Genomic DNA, 22,420 nt, shown 5'->3' with positions numbered 1-22,420 from the left:
ACGGTTCAGCGGCCCCAGCGGAGCCCGGCGGTCTGCACCGGCGCGTCCCACAGTCGCAGCAGCTCCTCGTCGACCTGGCAGAGCGTCACCGAGCAGCCCGCCATGTCGAGCGAGGTCACATAGTTCCCGACGAGGGTACGGGCGACGGCCACACCCCGCTCGGTCAGCACCCGCTGCACCTCGGCGTTGAATCCGTACAGCTCCAGCAGTGGAGTGGCGCCCATGCCGTTGACGAGTACCAGCACCGGGCCCGTCGGCGGCAGGTCCTCCAGCACCGCGTTGACGGCGAAGTCCGCGATCTCGCGCGAGGTCATCATCGGCCGCCGCTCCCGGCCCGGCTCGCCGTGGATGCCGATGCCCAACTCCAGCTCCCCGGAAGGGAGATCGAAGGTCGGGCTGCCCTTGGCGGGAGTGGTGCTCGCGCTCAGCGCGACTCCGAAGCTGCGGGAGCTCTCGTTCACCTGCCGGGCGATCGCCTCCACGCGCTCCAGCGGCGCGCCCTCCTCGGCGGCCGCACCGGCGATCTTCTCGACGAACAGCGTCGCGCCGGTGCCGCGCCGGCCCGCCGTGTAGAGGCTGTCGGTCACCGCCACATCGTCATTGACCAGGACCTTGGCCAGCCGTACGCCCTCGTCCTCGGCGAGCTCGGCGGCCATGTCGAAGTTCAGCACGTCACCGGTGTAGTTCTTGACGATGAACAGCACACCTTCGCCGCTGTCGACGGCGGCAGCGGCCCGCGCCATCTGATCCGGCACCGGACTGGTGAAAATCTCTCCGGGACAGGCCGCCGACAGCATTCCGGGGCCGACGAAGCCGCCGTGCAGCGGCTCGTGTCCCGACCCGCCGCCGGATACCAGCGCCACCTTCCCGGCGACCGGCGCGTCCCGCCGCACGATCACCCGGTTCTCCACGTCCACGTTCAGCTCGGGGTGCGCGGCCGCCATGCCACGGAGGGCGTCGGCGACAACGGTCTCCGGGACGTTGATGAGCATCCTCATGAGTTCCTCCTGGTGAGCCTGCGGGTCCTCCAAGAGAAGTATTGGCTCTGCGGGGTCCGGCGGTCACGTACCCCGCACGCGCTCTAGTCCTGGGCCGCGGTGATGGCGCCGAGCGCGCCGGCCTGGGTGCGCCAGTCAGCCGGGTTCGGGAGCGTGCCGGCCCAGCGCTGGCCGAGCCGGTTGAGCGGGTCCCGGTCGGCGGACCACACCGAATCCGACTGCCGCTGCACGAACTGCCGGTACGCGGCCGATCCGGTTGCCCGCGTCAGGGCGCCGAAGTGCCGCATGAAGATGCCCTTGAACTGCTTCTGGTTGTCGTCGCAGACGCCCTGGCCCACATCGCAGGACTCGGTGAGCACCCCGTCCCGCGTCAGCTGCGGCCCCGCGACGGCGGCGTCCGCCAGCCGGCGTGCCGTGTCCAGGAACCCGGCGTCCCCGGTGTTCTCCCAGATCTTGAGCAGGCCGCCGATGGCCAGGCCCTGGTTGTAACTCCACACCGTCTGCCCGTTGTTGCGGCAGTCCGCGGTCAGCCCGTCGTTGACCAGACCGGCCTGGTTGATCAAGCCACTGGACAGATACCACTGTCCGGCCGTCGTCGCCCGCTGCCCCCACAGGGAGTCACCGGCGATGCGCTGATGCAGCGAGGCAGTCAGATAGAGATGGAGGCCGCTGGTCACGGCGTTCTTGTAGGTGTGCTCGCGGTCCCACCACACCCCGCCGCCGCAGCTGCCGGTGTCCCAGTGCCCGTGGACGTACTCGGCGATCGTGACCGCCTCGTCGAGATAGCGCCGGTCGCCCGTGTAGTCGTAGGCCGTCAGCCAGGCCACGCCCCACCACGCGGCGTCGTCGACCGCCCGGCTGATGAAGTGCCCCTCGATCGGATCCGTGCCGCGCTCGCCGGCGGCGAAGACGCCGCGGTTCCGGTCGAAGGTGCGCGCGATGATCCAGTCGTACGCATGACTGCCCGTGCGCCGGGCGGTGTCGATCAGCGTGGTGAGGGTGACCGCGGAGTTCCACCAGCTGCTCCGCCACCAGCCGTCGTACGGGTCGTAGGACCACATCAGCGCGTCCGCCGCCGCGAGCGGCCGGGACGGCGCGGGCCGGGCCCAGGCGGTGCAGCTTCCCTCCTGGTGAGCCGCTTCCCGGCCGCAGGCGCGGACCGCGCCGCCGTACATCAGGCCGCGCGGGTCGCGGGTGGCGAACATCGGTGTACGCGTCGAGCCGGCGCCGCCGGGCACGGCGGCCCGGCCGAGCGACGAGCCGCCGGGCCAGCTCGTGCCGCCGTCCCAGGACCGGTCCAGCCAGATCTCGTCGCCGGGGCCGCCGTTCTCGATGCTGCCCCAGGCCATGGAGTTCTTCTGGTCCATGTGCAGCCGGATGGTGCGGCCGAAGAGCGTGGCCGGCGGCACCGGCTCGGCGTCCCCGGCCGCCTGCCCCGGATCGGCGCCGTCGCACAGCACGTCGCACACCGTGGAGTACACCCAGTCGGTGCAGCCGACGGCGCCCGCGTCCCCGCAGGCACGGATCCAGCCACGCCGATGGCCGCGTGGATCGGTGATGTTGTACATCAGCGTTCTGGTGCCGGTCCAGGTGCCCGGGATGCTCGCCCGGCCCAGCAGCGGCTCCCAGCTCACACCGCCGTCCCAGGACCGGTCCAGCCAGACGGAGTCCCCGGTGACACCCTCGTCGATGCTGGCCCAGGCCATGTCGTCCGGATCGGACACATGCAGTTCCAGCCGCCGGCCGTTGATCTGCCTGGCCGGTACCGGGAAGCTCTCCTGCTGGGCCAGCGACGGGTCCCGGGTGTCGCAGGACAGGACGCACACCACCGGGTCGGCGACGGCCGGCGACGCCGACAGCGGGACCAGCGCGGTGGCTGCCACGGCGGCGGACACGAGCAGTCTCAGCAACCGTGCCAACCGTGGATTTCTGGGCTTCATGAGCAACTCCCCTGAGCCGGGGGCCACATGGCCTGCTGGGCAGTGAAGCGTCGTTGACGAATACCTGTCAACGGCGGGTGTCGGCGGCGGCGCCGCTCAGCCGGTCGCCTCCTTGGTCCGGAACAGCCAACTGCCGTGCGCCACGCGGTGGACGACATGGCCCCGCTCGGTCCGTACATACGCGGCCCCGGCAGGCGCGGTCGTGTCGGACTGCCGGGCCGCGGGCACATGCACCTCGGCCTGCGCGCCCACCGGGACCTGGACCGTGAGCCGCAGCCCGCGTCCCTCACGCGCCCAGTCCACCGAGGCCGGTCCCCGGACCGTACGGATCGAGGTGCGCGCCCAGTCGACTCCCGTACGGGCGTCGGGACGGACCGTGAAAGTGCGGTAGCCCGCGTCACCGGGCCGCAGGCCGGCCACGTTCTCGTACAGCCACTGCACGACCGTGCCATGGAAGTAGTGGTCGCGCGATCGTGAGTCGAGCTGCCACATCTCCCACATGGTGTCGGCGCCCTGGTCGAACCAGTAGCCCCAGCTCGGATACGTCCGCTGGGTGGCGATGGCGTGAGCCACCTCCGGATGTCCCTCGGCGGTGAGCGCCCGCAGCAGCACACTGGTGCCCAGCGCGCCGGTGTTGAGGTGGTTGCCGCGCGCGGCGATGTCGTCGACGAGGCTCTTGGTGACACTTGCCCGGGCGGACTCGGGGACGAGCCCGAAGGCGAGCGGTATCGCATTGCTGGTCTGCCGGTAGCCGGGGTCCTTGGACGTGCGGTAGTGACCGGAAGCGGGGTCCAGGAAGGCCGCGTTGAAGGCGGACCGCAGCGCTCCGGCGGTGGCGCGGTAGCGGTCGGCGGTCGGCTTCTCGCCGAGGATCTCGCCCATCTCGGCGGTGTGCAGCAGCGCCCGGTGCAGATAGGCGGTAGCGGTCAGACGGGTGTCCTCGGGCGGGTTGCCGCCGTAGCCCGGCGGCAGGAAGTCGCCGAGCGCGGTCACCGCGAGCCCGTCGCGCAGCCGGCCGATCTCCCAGTCGAGATAGCGCGTGAGCGTGGGCCAGTGCTCCCGGGCGGCCCGTTCGTCGCCGTACGCGCGGTACATCTCGCGGATCACGAAGGGATAGACGGTCGTCCACTCGGGAGAGGGGCCCAGTTCGTTGTAGCCCCAGCCGCCGCTCGGGACGATGACCGGGAGATGGCCGTCGGCGAGCTGGCTGTCCGCGAGGTCTCCGAGCCACTTCGACAGGAAGCGGTGGACCCCGAAGGCGTAGGTCATCACCGGCGCGCCGAGCTGAGCATCGCCGGTCCAGCCGTTCTTCTCGTACATCGGCGTGTCGGTGGGGATGCCGTGCAGATTGTTGAGCACCGTACGGCGCATGGCCCGGTCGAGCCGCTCGTAGAACGGCTCGGAGCAGCGGAACTCGCTGACCTCGTCGACCCTGGTGTGCACGACCCGGCCGAGTACCTGCTGCGGGACGGGACGCTGCGGCAGCCCGCTGATCTGGACGTAACGGAAGCCCTTGTACGAGAACTTGGGCTCCCAGATCTCCTCGCCGCCGCCCGCGCACACGTACTCGTCGGTCTGGAAGCGGCCCGGCACATGGCCGGTCTCGGCATGCACGCTGCCGTCGTCCTTGAGCTTCTCGCCGTGCACCAGGCGCACGGTGGTCCCGGCGTCCGCGGTGACGGTCAGCCGGGTCCAGCCGGCCAGCGTGCGGCCCATGTCGACGACATACACCCCGGGACTCAGCTCGCTGATGCCCGTGGGACGGACGGTCTCGACGATCTCGATGGGGTCGTGCGGCTGGGCGCGGACCGTGCCCTTCGGCGCGCTCTGCACCGGGGCGGCGCGCCAGCCGCTGTCGTCGAAGCCCGGCCTGGTCCAGCCGCGTGGCGCACGTCGCGCGTCGTACGTCTCGCCCGCATAGAGCGAGTTGGCGAGGGTGGGGCCGTCGGTGATCCGCCAGTCCGGGCCGGTGGTGACGGTGGTCCTGGTCCCGTCCGGGTGGTCGATCTCCAGCTGGGCGAGGAGCCTTGGCTCGCCGTGCCACGGGGGAGTGTGCCAGTTCCAGACGTTCGGGGTCGTCATGCCGAAGAAGCCGCGGCCGAGGGTGACGCCGATGGCGTTGACACCATTGTCAAGCCGTTCGGTGACATCGTGAACGGCGTACAGAACGGTCTCGTCGTAGTCGGTGAAGCCCGGGTCGAGGACCTGGCGGCCGACGCGCCGGCCGTTGATCTCCGCGTCGTAGTAGGCGAGTCCGGACACATAGAGCCGGGCGCGGGCCACCGGCTTGGTGACGGTGAACTCCCGGCGCAGCAGCGGCGCGGGCAGCTCCGGGAGGCCGAGGCCGACGCCGCGGCCCCAGGGTCCCTGGCCGTACGGCGCGAGGACCGTGGCCGCGGCCCAGGCCGAGTCGTCGTGGTCGGGGCGCTGCCAGCCGTCCCGTTCGGTTTCGCTGACCCGCCAGCCCTCGCCGGTGACGAGCTGGTGGCTGCCCGCGCTGGTCTCCACGTCGAGCCGGAGCAGCAGACCGGCCGGATTGACATCGTTGCCACGGTTGGTGGCGACGGCCGCCAGCACGATCCGCCGGCCCGCCGACCGCACCTGCGCGGTGACATCGGCCGAGTGCCCGACGCGCCAGCTGTCCGTCTGCTCCGGCTGGTGCAGCACCTGCTGCCCGCCGAGGTGGAGTGTGAAGTCGTCGTCGGCGGTGGCCGTGACCGTCGCCCGGGTGACATCGGCTCCGGCGGGCAGTTCGAGCGCGGCCCGGAACCACCGCGGCCCTACCGGAGCGCCTGACGTGGTGGCGCCGGGCGACCAGATCCAGGACGTGCCGTCGAAGCCGGGCGGCGCGGGCGGTGCGTCCGCGCCGATCCAGCGGGCCCGCCAGCCGTCGGCGGGCAGCGCAGTCTCCCACCACCGCACCGCACTCCACGGCGACGCACTGCCGAGCTCGTCCCAGACCCGGACCTGCCAGTGGTAGCGGGTGCGGTCGGTCAACTTCGGGCCCGCATAAGGGACGTTGACCGTACGGTCGGAGACGACGCGGCCGGAGTCCCAGCGCGGGCGGCGACCGAGCTCGCGCGGATCGGTCGCCACCCGCACCTGGTACGCGCTCTGCCGCGCGCCCCGGCCCTCTGCGGCAAGCTCCCAACTCAGCTGCGGAGCGGCCGAGTCGGTGCCGAGGAGGTTCGGCGCGTACTCGACGGTCGTCCGCTCGACGCGCAGTCGGCCGGCTCTGGGGGCGCGCTGTCGAGCGCTGTCCGCGAAGGCGTTGCCGCTGACGTACGCCGATGCTGCGCCGGCGGCCGCTGTCGACACGGCGGCGCGCAGGAAGACCCGGCGGTTCCAGCTTCTGCTCATGATCGTCGCTCTCTGTGAGGTGGAGTGCGGAAGATGGTGGAACGATTCACTGCGCGCTCGGCAGGATGCAAGAAGAGCGGGAGTCGGCGACCGGGCTCAGTGGCCCCGACGCGTGGACCTCGTCAAGGAGGAGCCCCGGACGACCAGTTCGGGCTGGAGGACGATCCGCTGATGCCGATGGTCCGCGGCGTCCTCCCCGGTCTCCTCGATCAGCAGCTCGGCCGCGAGCCGTCCCATCCGGGCGGCCGGCTGCCGTACGGAGGTCAGCGGCACCGCGGCCGCCGACGCGAACTCGATGTCGTCGTACCCGACGAGCGCGATCTCGCCCGGAACGCTCACGCCCGCCGCGAACAGCGCCTGGAGAACGCCGAGCGCCAGCAGGTCGTTGGCGCAGAACACCGCGGTGGGCCGCGGCGACATGCCGAGCAGCCGGGCCCCGGCGTCCCGGCCCGACGCCACGTCGAGCCGCTTCTCCTCCAGCACCCGCAGCCGGTCCTCGGGCAGCCCCGCATCGCCGAGCACCCGCAGCAGTCCCGTACGCCGGTCCTGGCACTGCGCGAGATGCAGCGGCCCGGTGACGTACACGATCTGCTCATGGCCCTGGTCCACCAGATGGCGGCCGGCGAGCGCGCCGCCGGCCACATCGTCGACCGACACCGAACAGGCCTCGGCGGAGGGCACCACCCGGTCCACGAACACAAAGGGAATGTCCTGGCGCCGGAAGCTCTCCAGATTGCTTCCGGTCGGATCGGCCGGTGTCACCAGCACGCCGCGCACCCGCTGTTCGCTGAACAGGCCCAGATACTCGGCCTCCTCCTCGCTGCTCTGCGCGCTGTTGCAGAGCATCACGCCGAGACCGGCCTCGCGGGCCACCCGCTCGGCGCCGGACGCGACGTCGACGAAGAAGGGGTTGGCCATGTCGAGGACGAGGACGGCGATGATCCGGCTGTGGCCGGCCCTCAGCTGCCGCGCGGACTCGCTGCGCACATAACCGAGCCGGTCGATCGTGGACAGGACGCGCAGCCGGGTCGCCTCGGCCACCGACTGCGGGCGGTTGATGACATTCGAGACCGTGCCCACGGAGACTCCGGCCTCCCGGGCGACATCCTTGATACCCACCGACTGCGCCATCAGGCCACCACCTCCACCCGCTCCAACCTCGTCGGAACCCTACCGTCGGCCGTGCCTACGGCCATCAGAAGTCGAAGTCGTCGATGTTGTCCTTGTCGAAGACCGCCGGCGGGCCGAGGATGACCTCTCCGTCCTTGCCGATCGTGTACTCGCCGAGGTCGCCCGCCGTGAACTTCTCGCCCTCGGCACCGGTGATCCGGCCGGACGCGAGCGCCGCCGCCGCGTGCGCGCCGAGCCGGCCGAGCTTCTTCGGGTCCCAGAGCGCGAACTGCTCGACGGTGCCGTTCTTGACGTACGCACGCATCTGGTTGGGCGTGCCGAGCCCGTTCAGGACGACCTTGCCCTTGTACGACGAGTCGCTGATGTAGCGGGCGGCCGCGGCGATGCCGACGGTGGTCGGCGAGATGATGCCCTTCAGATTCGGATACGCCTTGAGCAGCCCCTGCGTCTCCTGGAAGGACTTCTGGTCGTCGTCGTCCCCGTACGCGACCTTCACCAGCTTCATGTCCTTGTACTCGGGCTTCTTCAGCTCGTCCTTCATGAACTCGATCCAGGTGTTCTGGTTGGTCGCGTTCTGGGTCGCCGACAGGACCGCGATCTCGCCCTTGTTGCCGAGCTGCTTGGCGATGTTCTGGATCTGGGCGCGGCCGATCTGCTCCGAGCTGGCCTGGTTGATGAAGAGGTCGCGGCACTCCTTGGCGGTGTCGGAGTCGTAGGTGACGATCTTGATCTTCTGCTGCCGGGCCGTCTTCAGCGGGCCGCAGACCGCGTTCGGGTCGTTGGCGGCGATCAGGATCGCGTCCTGACGCTGCTGGACGAGCGTGTTGATGTACGAGACCTGCGAGGACGCCTTGGCGTCGGACGAGCCGACCTCCTTGGCCGTGGCGCCGAGCTCCTTGGCCGCCGCGATCCCGGAGTCGTCCAGGATCGTGAAGTAGGGGTTGTTGATCTGCTTCGGCAGAAAGGCGATCTTCAGGCCCTTCTTGATCGGGGCGTCGGGATCGGCCTTGGCGCCGGCGGTGTTCTGGGCGGTGCTGTCCTTGGCGGACTCCTTGGTGGTGCCCGAGCAGCCGGTGAGCGCGACGGCGAGGGCGCAGACGGCGGCCGCGGCCGGGACGATGCTGCCGCGCGCGGTGGAGTGGAGGTGCATGGCGGTGCCTTTCGGGAGCTTGGGGACGGAGGTCAGTTCGCCGGGCTGCCGGCTGCGCGCCGGTGGCGGCGTTCGCCGAGCGCGGCGATGACCCTCGGAGTGAGGACGGACGCGACGAGCAGCAGTCCGGTGACGATCACCTGGATCTCGTTGGACACATCGTTGAGGGTGAGGAGGTTGCCCAGCAGGCCGATGAGCAGCACACCGGCGACCGTGCCGCCGAGCGTGCCCTTGCCGCCGTCGAAGTCGGCGCCGCCGAGCAGGACCGAGGCGATGACGACGAGTTCGAGGCCGACTCCGTTGTCCGCGCGGGCGCTTCCGTAGCGCAGCGTGTAGACGATGCCGGCGAAGGAGGCGATCAGGCCGGAGACCACGAACAGCGCCAGCTTGATCCGCTTGACGCGGATCCCGGCGAAGTGCGCGGCCTCCTCCTGAGCGCCGATGGCGAACAGCGAGCGGCCGAAGCCGGTGCAGTGCAGGACGACGGCGGCGACGATGGCGAGCACGCCGAACAGCGCCACGGGGTAAGGCACGAAGGTGCCCGGGACCGTCTGCGTGTACCTGGCCCACTGCGCGTACGTCTCCGGGAAGTCGGCCACCGCCTTGTCCCCGAGGACGACGGAGGCCAGGCCGCGGTAGAGCGTGAGCGTGCCGATGGTCACGGCGAGCGAAGGCAGCCCGATCCTGGTGACGAGCCAGCCGTTGAGCAGTCCGCCCAGCGCGCCCGCCAACAGGCAGACGGGGACGATCAGTTCGAAGGCCCAGCCCGCGTCCCACAGTGAACCGGCAAGTGCGCTGGACAGACCGAGCATCGAGGCGACCGACAGATCGACCTGGCCCGCGACGACCAGCAGCGTCATCGGCAGCGCGATCAGCGCGATCTCGGCGGTGTCGTCCAGCGCGGCCGAGAGGTTGGCGGTCTCGGCGAAACCGTCGGTGGTGCCCGCGCCGGCGAGGAAGACGGCGACGAGCAGAATGCCCACGGCCGTGTCCCAGCGGAGGTACTTGGCGAAGGAGGTGACAGGGCTGCTCATCGCCGGTTCCTCTTCCTCAGGGCACTGGTGCTGCGCACCTGCACGATGCGGTCTGTGGTGATGGCCAGAAGCAGCAGCACACCGGTGATCGCCTGCTGCCAGAAGGCGTCCACCTTCAGCACGACCAGGGCGCTGCCGATGGTGGTGAGGAGCAGCGCGCCGAGCGCCGCGCCCCAGACCGTGCCGGTGCCGCCGGTGATGGCGACGCCGCCGACCACGACCGCGCTGACGACGGTGAGTTCCCAGCCGTTCGCCGCGTCCGCGACGACCGTGCCGAAGCGGGCGAGCCACAGGGCGCCGGCGAATCCGGCGACGGCCCCGGAGAAGGCGTAGGCCGCCAGCACCCGGCGGCGGATCGGGATGCCGGCCAGCCGCGCCGCCTCGGGGCTGGACCCGATGGCGTACAGCTCGCGTCCGCCGCGGTAGGTGCGCAGGAAGTACGCCGTGCCGGCGAGCAACGCGGCGGAGATCAGCGGCAGATACGGGATGCCGAGCACCGAGCCGCTGCCGAGCGAGAGGACGGAGTCGGGGATGTCGGCGGCGTTGATCTGCTCGCCGTGCGCCCAGGCGTGGTCCACGCCCTGGATCACGTACAGCATGCCGAGCGTCACCACGAGGGCCGGGACACGGCCGAAGCTGACCAGCGCCCCGCTCACCAGACCGCAGACCACGCCGAGCGCGATGCCGAGCAGGACCACGGTGAACGCGCTGTGGTCCGTGCCGGACACGAAGCGGCCGCAGGCGAAGGCGGCGAGTCCGACGACCGAGCCGACGGAGAGATCGATGTTGCGGGTGATGACCACGACGGACTGGCCGACGGCGAGCAGCACCAGGATCGAGGAGTTGAGCAGGAGGTCCTTGACGCCCTGGTCGTCGAGGAAGGCCGGGTTGGCGAGCCAGGTGCCGGCGATCAGCAGGACGAGCGCGCCGCCGATGCTGAGTTCACGGGCCTTGAGGACGGACTCGGCGAACGAGCGGCCGCCCGGCCGGCCGGACTGCGCCGCGGGCGCGGGCGGTGTGTCGAGGGCGGTGGTCATGCGGGGCTCTTCTCGTTGTCCGCGGGATCGGCCGTCAGGGAGGTGCGCAGCCCGGTCGCCGCGGCCATGACCGTCTCCTCGGTGGCCTCGTCCCGGGCGAGCTCGCCGACGAGCCTGCCTTCGCGCATGACGAGGATCCGGTCGGCCATGCCGAGCACTTCGGGCAGATCGGAGGAGACCATCAGCACGGCGAGCCCGTCGGCGGCGAGCGAGGAGAGCAGCCGGTGGACCTCGGCCTTGGTGCCGACGTCGATGCCGCGGGTCGGCTCGTCGACGATGAGCACGGCCGGTTGCGTGGCCAGCCACTTGGCGAGCACGACCTTCTGCTGGTTGCCGCCGGAGAGCACGCCGACCGAGTCGGACAGCTTGTTGTACTTGAGCTGAAGACGCACCGCCCAGTCGGCGGCGCGGCCCTGCTCCAGCGTCCGCCGCACCAGTCCGGCCCTGCCGAGGCGGCCGAGTCCGGTGAGCGCGATATTGCGCTCGATGGACATCCGCATCACCAGACCGCGCTGTCTGCGGTCCTCGGGCACGAGCGCGAGCCCGGCGTCCATCGCGGCCGTCGGCGAACCGCCGGGCAGCTTCTGTCCGGCGACCCGTACTTCGCCGGCATCGGCCCGGTCCACGCCGAAGACCGCCTGGACGACCTCGCTGCGCCCCGCGCCGACCAGACCGGCGAGCGCCACGATCTCGCCGCGCCGTACGTCGAAGGAGACATCGCGGAAGACCCCTTCGCGGGTGAGCCGGTGCACGGACAGCGCCGTCTCACCGGGCGCGCTCGGCTGCTTGGGATAGAGCTCGCCGAGATCGCGGCCGACCATGCGCCGTACGAGATCGGCCTCGGTCAGCGTGTCGAGGGGCTCGGTGGCGATGTGCCGGCCGTCCCGCAGCACGGTGACGCGGCGGCAGATCTGGAAGATCTCCTCAAGCCGGTGCGAGACGAAGAGGATGGCGGTGCCTTCCGCTCGCAGCGCTTCGACGACGGCGAAGAGGCGGGCGGTCTCACCGGTGGTGAGCGCGGCGGTGGGTTCGTCCATGATCAGGACGCGGGCGTCGAACGAGAGGGCCTTGGCGATCTCGACGATCTGCTGGTCGGCGATGGACAGCCCGCGGGCGGGGCGGTCCGGGGCGAGTGCCACGCCGAGCCGTTTCATCAGCGCGGCGGTCGCCTCGTGGACGGCGCGGCGGTCGATGCGGCGCAGTGCCCCCAGCGGCTGGCGGCCCATGAAGATGTTCTCGGCGACGGACAGGTCGGGAAAGAGCGTGGGCTCCTGGTAGATGACGGCGATTCCGGCGTCGCGGGCGTCGGCCGGACCACGGAAGTCCACCGGAACGCCGTCGAGCAGTACGGTGCCGGCGTCGGGTCGGTGCACCCCGGCGAGGATCTTGATGAGCGTCGACTTGCCCGCCCCGTTCTCCCCGGCGAGGGCATGCACCTCGTGGGGGAGGAGGCTCAGCGAGACGTCGTGCAGGGCCCGTGCGGCGCCGAAGGACTTGGCGACGTCCCTCAGTGCGAGCACGGGGTCGGAGCCCGGATCGGGCTGGTTCATGGGGGCTCCTCACCATTTGTGGGCCAGCATCCCCGGATGCCATGAAAGGTTTCAACCGAACTTTCCACCGGAAGCTAGAGGCGTCGACCGCGCGGAGTCAATGGGGCTGCACGGCCTTGTTTGCAGCCCGGCCGATAAGTGCAATACCCAGCGGAATCCTGTCGCTTGACCCCTTGACGGTGCCTGCCACGCTCTCTAGCTTTTTTGGGATGAATCGATTCACGGCCGCTCTGTGAACGGGCCTGTCGTACGGGAGTGCTGACCATGCCGATCCGAACCGACCTCCGGGCCGTCAAGGCCCAACTCAAGGCCCAGAGAGTCGAGACGGCTTCCTGGGCATACGCCAACTCCGGCACCCGCTTCAAGGTCTTCGCCCAGTCCGGCGTCCCGCGCACACCGCGGGAGAAGCTGGACGACGCGGCCCAGGTCCACCGCCACACCGGCGTCGCCCCGACGGTCGCCCTGCACATCCCCTGGGACCGCGTCGACGACTACGCGGCCCTGGCGCGGTACGCCGAGGAGCAGGGCCTGCGGATCGGCGCGATCAACGCCAATGTGTTCCAGGACGACGACTACAAGCTCGGCAGCGTGTGCCATCCCGACGCCGCGGTCCGCCGCAAGGCGCTGGACCATCTGCTGGAGTGCGCCGAGATCATGGAGGCCACCGGCTCGCGCGACCTCAAGCTGTGGTTCTCGGACGGCACCAACTACCCGGGCCAGGACGACATCCGTGCTCGCCAGGACCGGCTGGCCGAGGCGCTCGCGGCGGTGTACGAACGGCTCGGCGACGGCCGGCGGATGCTGCTGGAGTACAAGCTCTTCGAGCCCGCCTTCTACACCACCGACGTGCCGGACTGGGGCACGGCCTACGCACACTGTCTGAAGCTGGGCGAGAAGGCCCAGGTCGTCGTGGACACCGGCCACCACGCACCCGGCACCAACATCGAGTTCATCGTCGCCGTGCTGCTGCGCGAACGGAAGCTGGGCGGCTTCGACTTCAACTCCCGCTTCTACGCCGACGACGACCTGATGGTCGGCGCGGCCGACCCGTTCCAGCTCTTCCGGATCATGTACGAGGTGATCCGCGGCGGCGGCCTCACTCCCGACATCGCCTTCATGCTCGACCAGTGCCACAACATCGAGGCGAAGATCCCGGCGATCATCCGCTCCGTGATGAACGTCCAGGAGGCCACGGCCAAGGCGCTGCTCGTGGACCACGCGGCACTGGAAGCGGCGCAGCGCGACGGCGATGTGCTGAGTGCCAACGCGGCGCTGATGGACGCGTACAGCACCGACGTCCGGCCGCTGCTCGCCGACGTGCGCGAGGAACTCGGCATCGATCCGGACCCGGTCGGCGCCTACCACCGCTCGGGCTGGGCCCAGAAGATCGTCGACGAGCGCGTGGGCGGCACCCAGGCCGGATGGGGAGCGTGATGACCGTGCCCGAACACCCGTCGGCCGAAGCGCTGCTGGCGCGCTCCCACCGGCTCGGAGCCGATCCGCGCAACACCAACTACGCCGGCGGCAACACCTCCGCCAAGGCCGTCGCCGCCGATCCGGTCACCGGCGGCGAGACCGAGCTGCTGTGGGTCAAGGGCTCCGGTGGTGACCTCGGCACGCTCACGGCCGAAGGCCTGGCCGTGCTCAGACTCGACCGGCTGCGCGCGCTGACCGCCGTCTACCCGGGCGTCGAGCGCGAGGACGAGATGGTCGCCGCCTTCGACCACTGCCTGCACGGCAAGGGCGGCGCCGCGCCGTCCATCGACACCGCCATGCACGGCCTCGTCGACGCCGCGCATGTCGACCATCTCCACCCGGACTCCGGGATCGCGCTGGCCTGCGCGGCCGACGGCGAAGCGCTGACGAAGGAGTGCTTCGGCGACCGTGTGCTGTGGGTGCCGTGGCGGCGGCCCGGCTTCCAACTCGGCCTGGACATCGCCGCGGTGAAGGATGCGCACCCCGAGGCGATCGGCTGTGTGCTCGGCGGCCATGGCATCACCGCCTGGGGAGACACCTCCGAGGAGTGCGAGCGCAACTCGCTGGACATGATCCGCACCGCCGAGGCGTTCCTCGCCGACCGCGGCAGGCCGGAGCCCTTCGGTCCCGCCATCGAGGGGTACGCGCCACTGCCCGAGGCCGAACGACGGGCGCGCGCCGCCGCGCTCGCACCGGTGGTCCGAGGCCTCGCCTCCCAGGACCGGTTGCAGGTGGGCCACTTCACCGACTCGGAGCAGGTGCTGGACTTCCTGTCCCGGGCGGAGCATCCGCGCCTCGCGGCCCTCGGCACCTCGTGTCCCGACCACTTCCTCCGTACGAAGGTGCGGCCCCTGGTCCTCGACCTGCCGGCCGGCGCCGGACACGACGAGACGGTGGCCCGGCTGACCGAACTGCACACCGCCTACCGGGCCGAGTACCGGGCGTACTACGAGCGCCACGCCGACGAGCGCACGCCGCCGATGCGAGGCGCCGACCCCGCGATCGTGCTGATCCCGGGCGTGGGCATGTTCTCCTTCGGCAAGGACAAGCAGACCGCGCGGGTCGCGGGCGAGTTCTATCTCAACGCGATCGAGGTGATGCGCGGCGCCGAGGCCGTCTCGTCCTACACGCCGATCGAGGAGTCCGAGAAGTTCCGTATCGAGTACTGGGAACTCGAGGAGGCCAAACTCCGGCGGATGCCGAAGCCCAGGGCCCTCGCCGCCAGGGTCGCGCTGGTCACCGGCGCGGGCTCCGGCATCGGCCGGGCCGTCGCGCAGCGGCTGGCCGCCGAAGGCGCGTGCGTCGTGGTCGCCGACCGCTCGGCGGAGAGCGCCGGGCGCGTCGCCGACGAACTCGGCGGGCCCGACCGGGCGTTCGCCGTGACCGTCGACGTCACCAGCGAACGGCAGATCGCGGACGCGTTCGCCGCCGCCCATCTCGCCTTCGGCGGAGTGGACCTGGTGGTGAACAACGCCGGGATCTCCATCTCCAAGCCTCTGCTGGAGACCTCGGCCGCGGACTGGGACCTCCAGCACGACATCATGGCGCGCGGCTCCTTCCTGGTCTCGCGCGAGGCGGCACGCACCATGACGGCACAGGGACTGGGCGGCGACATCGTCTACATCGTGTCGAAGAACGGTGTCTTCGCAGGGCCGAACAATGTCGCCTACGGCGCGACCAAGGCGAACCAGGCGCATCAAGTCCGGCTGCTGGCCGCAGAGCTGGGCGAACACGGCATCCGGGTCAACGGAGTGAACCCGGACGGCGTGGTGCGCGGCTCGGGCATCTTCGCCGGCGGCTGGGGCGCACAGCGGGCCGCCGTGTACGGCGTCGAGGAGGACAGGCTCGGCGAGTTCTACGCCCGGCGCACACTGCTCAAGCGCGAAGTGCTGCCGGAGCATGTCGCGAACGCGGTCTACGCGCTGACCGGCGGCGATCTCTCGCACACGACCGGCCTGCACATCCCGGTGGACGCGGGTGTCGCGGCCGCCTTCCTGCGCTGAGGTGTATGTGTCTGCCGCCGAGCCGCTCTGTTTCGCCGCCGTCGACCTCGGCGCGTCCAGCGGGCGCGTGATGCTGGGCCGGGTGGGACCCGGCGTACTGGAGCTGACCGAGGTCCACCGGTTTCCCAACCGCCCGGTCAGGACCGGCTCCACCCTGCACTGGGACATCCTCGCGCTCTACCGGGGCGTACTCGACGGTCTGCGCGCCGCGGCCGCCGCGACGGGCGGGCGGCTCGCCGGCGTCGGCATCGACGGCTGGGCCGTCGATTACGGACTCCTCGACTCCGCGGACGAACTCCTCGGCAACCCCGTGCACTACCGCGACGAGCGGACCCGGGGAACGGCGGACAAGGTCGCCGCCGTGATCCCGCCGGAGGAGCTGTATGCGGCGACCGGGCTGCAGTATCTGCCGTTCAACACGGTCTACCAGCTCGTCGCGGAGCGCACAGGTCCGCAACTCGCCGCCGCTCAACAGCTGTTGATGATCCCCGACCTCATCAGCTACTGGCTCACCGGCCGGGCCGGGACCGAGATCACCAACGCGTCCACGACCCAGCTGATCGATCCCCGTACCCGGGACTGGTCACCGGTCGTCGCCGGGCCACTGGGCATCGACCTCTCCCTCTTCCCGCCGCTGCGCAGTCCCGGCGACCACGCGGGCACACTTCGTCCGGAGGTACTGGCCGAGACCGGGCTGACCGGGCCGGTCCCAGTGACCGTCGTCTGCTCCCACGACACCGCGTCGGCCGTCGTCGGCGTACCGGCCGAGGACGAGAACTTCGCGTACGTGGCCACCGGCACCTGGTCGCTCGCGGGAGTGGAACTGCCCGCGCCGGTGCTCTCGGAGGCGAGCCGCCGCGCCAACTTCACCAATGAACTGGGCATCGACGGCACGGTCCGCTATCTGCGCAACATCATGGGCCTGTGGCTGCTCCAGGAGTGCCTGCGCAGCTGGGAGGCGGACGGCAGACCGCGCGATCTCGCGGCGCTGCTCGACGAGGCGGAGTCGGTGCGGCCGCGGCGCTCGGTCGTCGACGCGGGCGATCCGGAATTCATCGCGCCCGACGACATGCCGCGTCGCATCGCCGACGCGTGCGTGCGCAGCGGCCTGCCCGCGCCGCGGACGGAGGCCGAGACCGTCCGCTGCGTACTGGACTCGCTCGCGCTGGCACACCGCAAGGCGGTCGAAGACGTGCAGCGGCTGTCGGGACGGACGGTCTCCACCGTGCACATCGTCGGCGGCGGCGCGCACAATCGGCTGCTGTGCCGCCTCACGGCCGAGGCCACCGGCCTGCCGGTCGTCGCAGGTCCCGCGGAGGCTGCGGCCTTCGGCAATGTGCTGGTGCAGGCGCGTGCGGCGGGCGTCGTGACGGGTGGGCGCGCCGAACTGCGCGCCCTGCTCCGGGCGACTCAGCAGCTCCGGACGTACGAGCCCTGAACTGGACCAAGGCCGGGGTGGCCAGGCACGGTGTTCCCGTGTCCCCGACTCCTGCCCTCAGCCCGTCCGCGCCCCGCCCGCCGTGGTACGCGCGTCCCGCCGCCCGGACCTGGACCTGCGACCCGGCTCCGGCCGGGGTCCAGGACTTCCACGCCTCGCTGTCCGACTACGCGCCCACTCCGCTCACCGAACTCCCCGCGCTCGCCGCGGAGCTCGGCGTCGGACGGGTGTTCGTGAAGGACGAGTCCTCCCGGCTCGGGCTGCCCGCGTTCAAGGCGCTCGGCGCGTCATGGGCCGTCCACCGCGTCCTTGCCCGGCGCCCGGCCGGCGCCCGGCTGCGGCTGGTCACCGCGACGGACGGCAACCACGGCCGGGCGGTCGCGCGGGTGGCGCGGCTGCTCGGCCAGCGTGCCCATGTCTTCGTCCCGCAGGGCGTGCATCCGGCGGCCGCGGCCGCCATCGCGGACGAAGGGGCAGCGGTCACACGCGTCGCCGGCAGCTACGACGAAGCCGTACGGCAGGCGGCGGACGCGGCTGACGCCGCCGACGCCGTGCTCGTCCAGGACACCGCGTGGCCCGGCTACGAACAGATCCCGGGCTGGATCGTCGAGGGCTACTCCACGCTGTTCACCGAGGTCGACGCCCAACTGGCCGCCGCCGGCACCGAGTTGCCGGACCTGGTCGCCGTCCCGGTCGGCGTCGGCTCGCTGGCCCAGGCCGCCGTCACCCACTACCGCAGCCGTCCCGCCGGACCGGCCCTTCTTTCGGTGGAGCCGCAGGCCGCGCCCTGCGTGCTGACCAGCCTCACCCAGCAGAAGCCGGTCACCGTGCCGACCACCGCCACCACCATGGCGGGACTCAACTGCGGCAGCCCGTCCAGCGTCGCCTGGCCCTTCCTGCGCGACGGACTGGACGCGGCGGTGGCCGTGACGGACGAGGACAGCGCGGCGGCGGCCCGCGACCTCGCCGCGCTCGGTGTCGCGTCGGGCCCGTGCGGCGCCGCCTCCCTCGCCGGTGTCCGCGCCGCACTCACCGGCGACGGCGGGCCCGCCCGCCGCACCGTCCTCGCGCTCACGCCGACCGCGACGCTGGTCCTCCTCAGCACCGAGGGCCCCGCCGCGAATCCGCACCGCCTCTAGGGCCTGTCGTCTGGATCAGGCGACAGGCCCGGGCCCTGGGCCATCGGAATGATTCGCCGTGGCCGTCCCGGGCCGTCGGCCGGTTCGCCACCCGTACCCGCCGACGGCGCCTGAATACTCGAACCGCTCATCGGGACGGCGGAACGGAAGGCAGTCACCATGCTCGGCAGCAGCAAGGCATTCAGCAGCTTCGCGGTCAAGGACCTGCGGCAGGCGAAGGAGTTCTACGGCCAGACGCTCGGCCTGCAGGTCACCGAGAACACCGACATGCCCGGCGGCGGATTGCTGAATCTGAAACTGGCGGGCGGGGCCGAGATCCTCGTCTACCCCAAGCCGAACCATGTCCCCGCGTCCTTCACCGTGCTCAATTTCCCGGTCCCCGACATCGACGCGGCCGTGGACGAACTGGTGCGCCGCGGAGTCACCTTCGAGCGGTACACCGAGTTCGAACTGGACGACAAGGGCATCAGCCGCTCCGAAGGCCCGCAGATCGCCTGGTTCACCGACCCGTCCGGGAACACGCTCTCCGTGCTTCAGCTCGACTGAGGCTTGTTGCCGGGCCCGCAGCGCAGGCGGTCGCCCGCCACCGGCGCGCCCTCCACCATGCTGCGGTCGTGGACGACCTTCACGACCTTGGCGGCCACCGACCCGAGCCGTACGTCGAAGACCTGGCCGTGTCCCGGCACAGGACGCAGCCGCGCGCCGGGAAGGGCCGCGGCGAGGGTCGACACATAGCGCTCCCAGAACGGGTCGTAGGTGATGACCGTGGGACCCTTGGGCCGTGGCGCTTTGCCCGGGGTCCGGTCGACGACAAATCCGTTGGCGCGCAACGCGTCGGCGACCGCGGCATCGTCCACGCGCAGACTGATCGTGGCCGGATCCATCTCGACCGGGGTGTCCTTGCTGGGCCGGATGCGGGAGTCGCCGACGATCGGCCGGTCCTCCCGCAGCGCGTCCCACACGGCGTCGGAGCGCTGCTTGTCCCACAGCAGGGTGGAGCCCCACTCGGGCACGCGGTGGTCGAACTCCGAGATGGGGACCGTCGCGAACTCCGTCCGATCCGCCGTCAGCCGCCCCAGCTTCACGCCCAGGCGCATCAGGTCGGCGAGACCCGTGTGCCGATCGGTGCGTACGGACTTGCTCAGCTCAAGGGCCGTGTTGAGCGCGGTGGCCGGATTGCCGAGGGCTCCTTCGGTCTTCAGCCGGGAAAGCATCTCGATCAGCACCCGCTGCTGGCGGCGTACCCGGCCCAGGTCGCCGGGCGGAGAGACATGGCGGGCGCGGACATAGCGCAGCGTGCGACTGCCGTTCACCGTGCGGGTGCCGGTGGCGAGTTTCAGCCCGGAACTGAGGTCGCGCAGTGGCTTGTCCGTACAGACCTTGGCGCCGCCGAGGCGGTCCACCGTGTCGGCGAATCCCGTGAAGTCGGTCTCCAGGTAGTGATCGATCCGCAGCCCTGTTGCCTTCTCCACGGTCCGAGCGGCCAGATCTCCGCCGCCGTGCTTGAAGGCGCCGTTGATCTTCCCCGAGTGCTTCGGATGATCGTGAGCGGCGAATTCCACGTAGGAGTCGCGGGGGACGGAGACCACACTCATCCGCCGGCCGTCGTCGGCGAGATGCACCACCATCATCACGTCGGTGCAGTTGCATTCCCTGCCGCCGACGTGCAGCCGTTTGATGTCCGCCTTGGAAATGCCGGTGCGGCGGTCCAGCCCGACGACCAGGACATTGGTGCCCTTGCCCGCCTCGGTCTCATGGTCGGGTTTCGCGGCCGGTTGGGCGAGGGGCCAGATGGAGCCGCCGGATGCCAGCGCGGTGACCAGTACTGCTGTGACGGCGAAATGACGCATGGAGGCTCCTCGGGCAACGACCACCACATCGGTGCTTTCCATGACGAAATCATGAAGATCGTACGAAAGTGGCACCGGCGCGCCAGAGGATCGCCCGCGCACACGGGCCGCCCACCGGATCGGCGGACGGCCCGTGCGACAGGGTCGTATCAACAGCGGACCAGCGACGGATCAGCGGCGGATCAGACGGTGATGATCGCCGGGTCGCTCACACCCGGCTGGCCGTTCTCCGCATGCCCGGCGAAGCGCCGCAGGAACGTGCTGTCCTTGTCGGACACCACGCTCAGGTCGTACCAGCGCTTGCTGCCGCTCAGATCGACGGTGTGCACGACCCGCCCGCCCGCGCGCACGGTGAAGGTCCGCGTCCCGCCGTCGTACGCATTGGTCAGCGTGAGACGCACGTCGGCGCTGCCCGCGTTGGTCATCGTCAGCTGGACGCGGCCGGTGGACGCCACATGGCGGGCGGTCACCTCGGGGCCGGCCGCGGTGCCGGGGCCCTTGAAGCCGCGGACGAAGCCGTTCGGGCCGTGCACCGTGAGGTCGTACTGACTGTTGGAGTGCGCCGTGTTCCAGGTGTCGGAGAGCGTCTTGCCGGCCGACGTGGTGTATGTCCACGGGCCGTCCGTCCGGTTCCCGGCCGTGACCAGGAAGAACGCGCCCGCCGAAGGGCCGCTGCCGAAGGTCAGCGTGAACCGTCCGGTCGAGGGCGTCGCCTTGCCGTCGACCAGCGGTGCGTACGGCAGCGGACGGGCACGCTTGTAGCCCCTCTCCTGCTTGGGCAGGACCTGCTTGGAGGGCGGCTTCGGGGAGTAGTCGGGGTGGCGCTCGTTGTCCGGCGGCTCGTAGGCGTCGGTGTCCGGGAGCTCGGCCGGCGTGGTGTTGCGGAGGCTGAAGTCGAAGGCCGAGGTGAGGTCGCCGCAGATCGCGCGCCGCCACGGCGAGATGTTCGGCTCGTGCACGCCGAAGCGGCGCTCCATGAACCGGACGATCGAGGTGTGGTCGAGCGTTTCGGAGCAGACGTAACCGCCCTTGCTCCACGGCGAGACGACCAGCATCGGCACGCGCGGCCCCATGCCGTACGGACCGGCCGGACGGTTGCTGTCGCCCGCGTAGAGGTCGAGGGAGACGTCGACCGTGGACTTGCCCTGCGCGGCGGACCGCGGCGGAAGCGGCGGCACCACGTGGTCGAAGAAGCCGTCGTTCTCGTCGTACGTGATGAACAGGGCCGTCTTCGCCCACACCTCCGGGTTGGAGGTGAGCGCGTCCAGGACCTGAGCGATGTACCAGGCACCGTAGTTGGAGGGCCAGTTGGAGTGCTCGGAGAAGGCTTCGGGGGCGGCGATGTAGGAGATCTGCGGCAGCTTGCCCGCCTTGACGTCCGCCTTCAGCTGGTCGAAGTAACCGTCGCCGTTCTTGACGTCGGTGCCGGTGCGGGCCTTGTCGTAGAACGGGTCGCCGGGCACGGCGTTGCGGTACTTGTTGAAGTACAGCAGCGAGTTGTCGCCGTAGTTGCCGCGGTAGGCGTCCCCGATCCAGCCCCAGGAGCCGGCCGCGTCCAGGCCGTCGCCGATGTCCTGGTAGATCTTCCAGGAGATCCCGGCCGCTTCGAGGCGCTCCGGGTAGGTCGTCCAGCCGTAGCCGAGCTCGTCGTTGCCGAGGACGGGGCCGCCGCCCGTGCCGTCGTTGCCGGTGTAACCCGTCCACATGTAGTAGCGGTTCGGGTCGGTGGAGCCGATGAACGAGCAGTGGTACGCGTCGCAGACGGTGAAGGTGTCGGCGAGCGCGTAGTGGAACGGAATGTCCTCACGGGTCAGGTACGCCATGGTCGTGGTGCCCTTCGCGGGGACCCACTTGTCGTACTTGCCTCCGTTGTAGGCGGCCTGGCCGTCGGTCCAGCCGTGCGGCAGGCCCTCCAGGAACTGCATGCCGAGGTCGTCGGCGTCCGGGTGGAAGGGCAGCAGTTCCTTCGTGCCGTCCGACTGGTGCCACACCGACTTGCCGGGACCGGTGGAGACCGGGCGCGGGTCGCCGAATCCGCGTACACCCTTCAGTGCGCCGAAGTAGTGGTCGAAAGAACGGTTCTCCTGCATCAGTACGACGATGTGCTCGACGTCCTTGATGGTGCCGGAGCGCCGGCTGGCGGGGATGGCGGCGGCGCGGTCGATGCTGCTCGACAGAGCAGCGAATCCCGCGGTCGCGCCGGCGATCTGAAGGAACCGGCGCCGATTGAGTTCAGCCATGTGGGTGGGCCTCTTGGAGTCGGAGGGAAACAGGAGCGTGCGGAGTGTCCAAGAGGAGCGAAGGGAAAGGAAGG

At 70.7% G+C, this 22,420-nt stretch carries 15 protein-coding genes; 5 read left to right on the top strand and 10 right to left on the bottom strand.

Translation table 11 applies throughout. The features are described 5' to 3' along the window. Positions 1-5: 5 nt before the first annotated feature. The 8 genes from dhaK to ACH4YL_RS01210 all read right to left on the bottom strand — a co-directional run bounded on the left by dhaK (position 6) and on the right by ACH4YL_RS01210 (position 12,200). The gene (gene dhaK / locus ACH4YL_RS01245) at positions 6-998 is read right to left on the bottom strand and encodes a dihydroxyacetone kinase subunit DhaK (protein WP_398503572.1); all 993 of its coding nucleotides are present in this window, start codon (positions 996-998) and stop codon (positions 6-8) included. 83 nt (positions 999-1,081) lie between these two features. Continuing rightward, positions 1,082-2,938: a glycoside hydrolase family 76 protein gene (locus ACH4YL_RS01240; protein ID WP_398503570.1), complete on the bottom strand. Its 1,857-nt coding sequence runs from the start codon at positions 2,936-2,938 to the stop codon at positions 1,082-1,084. A gap of 96 nt (positions 2,939-3,034) precedes the next feature. Next, entirely contained in the window at positions 3,035-6,298 is a 3,264-nt protein-coding gene (locus ACH4YL_RS01235; RefSeq protein WP_398503568.1) for a family 78 glycoside hydrolase catalytic domain, read from the bottom strand. 96 nt (positions 6,299-6,394) lie between these two features. Further along, positions 6,395-7,429: a LacI family DNA-binding transcriptional regulator gene (locus ACH4YL_RS01230; RefSeq protein WP_398503566.1), complete on the bottom strand. Its 1,035-nt coding sequence runs from the start codon at positions 7,427-7,429 to the stop codon at positions 6,395-6,397. 64 nt (positions 7,430-7,493) lie between these two features. Next, complete coding sequence (gene rhaS / locus ACH4YL_RS01225) at positions 7,494-8,579, bottom strand: rhamnose ABC transporter substrate-binding protein (protein ID WP_398503564.1); 1,086 nt, start codon at positions 8,577-8,579, stop codon at positions 7,494-7,496. 32 nt (positions 8,580-8,611) lie between these two features. After that, positions 8,612-9,613, bottom strand: a complete 1,002-nt coding sequence (locus tag ACH4YL_RS01220) for an ABC transporter permease (protein WP_398503562.1) — start codon at positions 9,611-9,613, stop codon at positions 8,612-8,614. Continuing rightward, entirely contained in the window at positions 9,610-10,650 is a 1,041-nt protein-coding gene (locus ACH4YL_RS01215; RefSeq protein ID WP_398503560.1) for an ABC transporter permease, read from the bottom strand. Before ACH4YL_RS01215 ends, ACH4YL_RS01220 begins: the two co-directional genes overlap by 4 nt. Beyond that, a complete protein-coding gene (locus ACH4YL_RS01210) occupies positions 10,647-12,200 on the bottom strand; it encodes a sugar ABC transporter ATP-binding protein (RefSeq protein WP_398503558.1) in 1,554 nt (517 codons plus the stop codon). The genes ACH4YL_RS01215 and ACH4YL_RS01210 overlap by 4 nt, the downstream gene beginning before the upstream one ends. A gap of 264 nt (positions 12,201-12,464) precedes the next feature. On the opposite strand from ACH4YL_RS01210, the gene rhaI reads away from it, so the two are divergent. From rhaI to ACH4YL_RS01185, 5 genes are all read left to right on the top strand, one after another. After that, positions 12,465-13,634 carry an L-rhamnose isomerase gene (gene rhaI, locus ACH4YL_RS01205; RefSeq protein ID WP_398503556.1) on the top strand — a complete coding sequence of 390 codons (1,170 nt, stop codon included), beginning with the start codon at positions 12,465-12,467 and terminating at the stop codon, positions 13,632-13,634. Positions 13,635-13,639: 5 nt separating this feature from the next. Then, on the top strand, positions 13,640-15,679 hold the full coding sequence (locus ACH4YL_RS01200) for a bifunctional aldolase/short-chain dehydrogenase (RefSeq protein WP_398504356.1): 2,040 nt from the start codon (positions 13,640-13,642) through the stop codon (positions 15,677-15,679). A 70-nt stretch (positions 15,680-15,749) separates the two neighbouring features. Beyond that, positions 15,750-17,117 (top strand): rhamnulokinase family protein, encoded by a 1,368-nt coding sequence (locus tag ACH4YL_RS01195; RefSeq protein ID WP_398504354.1) that lies wholly within the window; start codon positions 15,750-15,752, stop codon positions 17,115-17,117. Positions 17,118-17,155: 38 nt separating this feature from the next. Then, complete coding sequence (locus tag ACH4YL_RS01190) at positions 17,156-18,256, top strand: diaminopropionate ammonia-lyase (protein WP_398503554.1); 1,101 nt, start codon at positions 17,156-17,158, stop codon at positions 18,254-18,256. A 159-nt stretch (positions 18,257-18,415) separates the two neighbouring features. Continuing rightward, positions 18,416-18,802: a VOC family protein gene (locus ACH4YL_RS01185; protein ID WP_398503552.1), complete on the top strand. Its 387-nt coding sequence runs from the start codon at positions 18,416-18,418 to the stop codon at positions 18,800-18,802. Here ACH4YL_RS01185 and ACH4YL_RS01180 read toward each other — a convergent pair. Both ACH4YL_RS01180 and ACH4YL_RS01175 read right to left on the bottom strand, forming a co-directional pair. After that, positions 18,790-20,148, bottom strand: coding sequence for an LCP family protein (locus ACH4YL_RS01180; protein WP_398503550.1), 1,359 nt, complete (start codon positions 20,146-20,148; stop codon positions 18,790-18,792). The two genes, ACH4YL_RS01185 and ACH4YL_RS01180, sit on opposite strands and share 13 nt — an antisense overlap. A gap of 140 nt (positions 20,149-20,288) precedes the next feature. After that, the gene (locus ACH4YL_RS01175; RefSeq protein WP_398503548.1) at positions 20,289-22,346 is read right to left on the bottom strand and encodes a phosphocholine-specific phospholipase C; all 2,058 of its coding nucleotides are present in this window, start codon (positions 22,344-22,346) and stop codon (positions 20,289-20,291) included. Between the last annotated feature and the right edge of the window lie 74 nt (positions 22,347-22,420).

It is taken from the genome of Streptomyces sp. NPDC020681 (assembly GCF_044334895.1).
GTDB lineage: Bacteria > Actinomycetota > Actinomycetes > Streptomycetales > Streptomycetaceae > Streptomyces.
The sequence above is the reverse complement of the archived record's forward strand: the minus strand, read 5'-3'. Positions and strand labels throughout refer to the sequence as shown.